The organism is Mesorhizobium sp. 01N446 (genome assembly GCF_056399285.1).
The window spans coordinates 1-2,198 of the sequence record NZ_JBFTRA010000026.1 but is presented as its reverse complement, the minus strand read 5'-3'; the positions used below and the strand labels follow the sequence as shown (position 1 = coordinate 2,198).

3 protein-coding genes and 1 pseudogene are annotated in these 2,198 nt (G+C 58.6%); 1 reads left to right on the top strand and 3 read right to left on the bottom strand.

Features of this window, described 5'->3' with window-relative positions:
• Positions 1-191, top strand: a pseudogene (locus tag AC1DPX_RS35035) (SOS response-associated peptidase); the annotation flags it as partial.
• Between the two features lie 192 nt (positions 192-383).
• Here the strand turns inward: AC1DPX_RS35035 and AC1DPX_RS35030 are convergent.
• The 3 genes from AC1DPX_RS35030 to AC1DPX_RS35020 form a co-directional block, all read right to left on the bottom strand.
• Positions 384-605 (bottom strand): DUF768 domain-containing protein, encoded by a 222-nt coding sequence (locus AC1DPX_RS35030; RefSeq protein WP_477242582.1) that lies wholly within the window; start codon positions 603-605, stop codon positions 384-386.
• Between the two features lie 24 nt (positions 606-629).
• Positions 630-869: a hypothetical protein gene (locus AC1DPX_RS35025; RefSeq protein WP_477242580.1), complete on the bottom strand. Its 240-nt coding sequence runs from the start codon at positions 867-869 to the stop codon at positions 630-632.
• 186 nt (positions 870-1,055) lie between these two features.
• Complete coding sequence (locus AC1DPX_RS35020; protein WP_477242578.1) at positions 1,056-1,940, bottom strand: ATP-dependent DNA ligase; 885 nt, start codon at positions 1,938-1,940, stop codon at positions 1,056-1,058.
• Positions 1,941-2,198 lie beyond the last annotated feature (258 nt).

Here is a 2,198-nt window from a genome sequence, read left to right as displayed (position 1 = left end):
TTCTGGACCAAGCCTACTATGACGCCTGGCTCGATCCGGCGACGCCGAAGGAATACCTGAAAGACATTCTCAGCCACGACATCGACGGCCAGCTGCAATTCAACCGTGTCGGCCGCGACGTCAATTCGACCGTGATCAACAAGAAGCCGAATGACCACCCTGCCCTGGTTGGGCCGATCAATCCGCTATGAGCGACGAACCGATCAAGCTCGCCGAAGGCATGACACCTGTGTCGCGAGATCGCGCGAAGGTGCTGGGTCATATATGTGAGCATAGCGGATGCGGGAGGGTTGCCGGATGGGGCTTCGCGCGGCCGCGGATGGAATCGCACTGGTTTTGCTTCGAGCACCGCGCCGATGGCGATCGGTACATTTAGGCGTAGGCTAGTCGGTCAAGCCAGGCTCGAAATGCACGATCCAATCGAACAGTGTGCGGTAGAGGCTATCAACCTCTTCATCGATTTCCTCACGCTTGATACCCAGGGCTTTGGCGTCGGAAAATAACTTGTGAGTGATCTCTGAAATTGACACGGCGTCCGATTTTGCAGTCTCCGGAACATTGTTCTGGATCCACTGATGCAGGAAGTTGATTCCGCGTGTGCTCATTGAGCCTTAAGCTCGACGGGGCCCTTAGGTTCCGGCGGGTGGATCGCTTACGCCGGCCTCGTCAACTTCGGCCTCCATCTGGTCGGCCACAGTCTTTGACTTTCCCATACCCGCCAGGGGAATCTCGTCAAAACCCTGCAGCCAGGCGTCGGCAAACTCCTGCCAGAAATCCGGCACGATGCGTTCCTTGCTGTCCTTGCGAGCCTGTGCGCCATACATCCAGGCATAGTTCGTGCGCTCCTGATCCTTCTTAGGGACGGCCATCGCTAGCGCCCCAAGGGCTGCCTTGACAGCGACACAAGTTCAGCCTCGTCTTTGATGCCGGCCATGTAATTGGCAATGATCCGTGAGGCGATGGCGTCTCGCGCTTCCGGCGACTGGTCTTGAAGCTTCAATTGCTCAAAGACCCTGCCGAGCAGAGCCAACTCCGATGGATCGAAAATCCCGGCCTCATTTGCCTTTGTCCGAATTGGCATAGTTCTCCTCCCTGAAATCTTGCAGCGAAGCGTGCCGCAGATCCTCTTCGCCGCGCAAGTGCTTCACGCGGCCGATGATGCCCGGCTTCACCCACAGCGTCGCCGGCCGCTTCATCCCCTTCGGCGCCGGCCCGGCATGCTCCTGGACACGCTTCCATAGCCGCTCGCGGATCGCGCGGCGCGAATTGATGAAGGCCGATCCCACGTAGCGGCCGGTCGCCCGATCGGCCATCAAGGCAAAGGCCGGCTTGCCGGCTTCACGCTCGACGCCGAGCAGTTCATATTCGTCGACCGAGTAGCATTTCGCCTTCAACCAGTTCGTCGACGGGCCGCTGCGGTATTTGCTGTCGCGCCGCTTCGATACCATTCCCTCAAGCCCTGCCTGGTCAAGCAGGTGAAAGATGGTCTTGGCTTCGCCCGGCAGCGGCTCGCTGAATTGAATACGCCCGCCGGGCTCGATCATGCTGGCCAGGATCTCGCGGCGCTCCTCCAGCGCCATTTCGCCCAGGTCGTGGCCGTTGAGGTGCAGAAGGTCGAAGGCCACGAAATACAGGTCGTGTTGCCGCTTGGTGATCGCCTTTCGCAGCTCGCCGAAGTCGGACAGGCCGGCCTCGTTCAAAACGATGATCTCACCGTCAATGATCGCATTGTCGGCGCCGAGGTTCGCCGCCTCTTTCACCAGGTCGGAATATTTGGCTGTCCAATCGTGACCGTTGCGGGTGTAGATCCGTGTCCTCTCTTCGTCGATGATGAGCTGCGAACGGTAGCCGTCGAACTTGACTTCGTGAATCCAGCCGTCGCCCTCCGGTGGCTTGTCCACCAAGGTCGGCATCAACGGCGCGACGAACTTCAAACGCATGCACGGAACTCACACAAGCCGGCAGTTAAATAAGCTTTGGCTAAAATAGTTCCGGAACTTTTGGCGGGCGATCGAGCAGTGAGGAACCTCTACTGTTCGATGAAGTTAGGGTTAGAACACGGCGGTGAAGCCATGACAACCAAGTACCATATCGACGAAATGCAGGGCGAAAAGTTGCTGGCCCTACACATCGCCCACGGAACCAGTGCTTTGGAGGCCATGAACAAGATCACGGCCGGGCCGTTCGTGATCGTGATC